General features: G+C 72.9%; 1 protein-coding gene. It reads right to left on the reverse strand.

Translation table 11 applies throughout. The annotated features are described in order from the left end of the window. Positions 1-23: 23 nt before the first annotated feature. On the reverse strand, positions 24-1,405 hold a 1,382-nt coding region (locus G3N92_RS34115; protein WP_206131880.1), incomplete at its 5' end, for a tetratricopeptide repeat protein.

Here is a 1,405-nt window from a genome sequence, read left to right on the forward strand (position 1 = left end):
CGCGGCGCGCAGCGGCGCGTGGCTCACGGCCGGCCTCCGCCGGCCAGCGCCGGCAGCGCAGCGCCGAGCCGTTCCACCACCGGCGCCCACTGGCCGCCCTCGGCCTGCCGGAACAGCCGCGCCTCGGGGTACCACGGGCTGTCGTCGCGCTCGAGCATCCAGCGGAAATCCGGCGTGAACGGCAGCATCACCGCCAGCGGCCGGCCCAGAGCGCCGGCCAGGTGCGCCACCGAGGTATCGACGCTGATCACGCAATCCATCGTTTCCACCAGCGCGGCGGTTTCGGCGAAATCGGTCAGCGCATCGCCGACGAAGCGGATCGCGCTCGCGTCGAGCACCGCGCGATCCTCCTCGCGCACCACCTTCTGCAGGCTCACCCAGTCGTAACGGCTGTCGACGATCGGCAGCAGATCGGCCAGCGGGATCGAGCGGTTGTGATCGTTCAGGTGCAGCGGGTTGCCCGACCAGACCACGCCGATGCGCGGCCGCTGCGCCGGGCCGAGCCGCTCCCGCCAGCGCGCCACGCGCGCCGGATCAGCGCGCAGGTAAGGCTGGCGGCCCGGGATCGAATCGAGATCGGTGCGGAATTCGCGCGGCAGGCTCATCAGCGGGCAATGCAGGTCGAACACCGGCAGCGGCGCATGGCGCGCCACCAGCACGTCGACGCCCTCGAGCGCGCCGAGCAGCGCCACCAGCTCGGGCTGCACCTCCAGCACCACCCGGGCGCCGAGCGCCTTGACGAGCGCGGCGTAACGGCAGAACTGCAGCGTGTCGCCCAGGCCCTGCTCGGCGTACAGCAGGATGGTCTTGCCGTCGAGCGGCATGTCGCGGGTCCAGCGCGGCTGCGCGAACGTGCGGCGGCTCGGGTCGAGCTGACGGTCGCGCCAGCGCCATTCGTATTCGGCCCAGCCGGCCTCGAAATCGCCGATCGCCAGGCTCAGGAACGAGCGCGTGCAGTGCGCCACGACGAATTCGGGATCGATCGCGATCGCGTCCGCATAGGCCTGGCGCGCCTCGTCGTGACGGCGCAGCGCGCGCAGCGCGTTGCCGCGATGGAAGTGCACGAGCTTGTCGCCGGGCGTCGCCTCGGTCAGCACGCCGAAGTCGTCGAGCGCGCTTTCGTAGCGATGCGCCTCGAGCCGCGCGCGGCCGCGCACGAAATGCGCCTTGGGATCGTGCGCGTCGAGCGCGAGCGCACGATCGCAGGCCGCCGCGGCCTCGTCGTGGCGGCCCGCCGCCACCAGCACGCTGGCCTGATTGCAGAGCACATGCGCCGATTCCGGCGCGAGCGCCAGCACGCGGGCATAGCTGTCGATGGCGTCCGCGGTGCGCCCCAGCTCGGCCGCGGCGTTGCCGCGCTGCGCCAGCGCGGCGAGGTGATCCGGCGCCAGCGCCAGCACCCGGT

This window comes from Burkholderia sp. Ac-20379, assembly GCF_017104645.1.
Classification (GTDB): Bacteria; Pseudomonadota; Gammaproteobacteria; order Burkholderiales; family Burkholderiaceae; genus Burkholderia.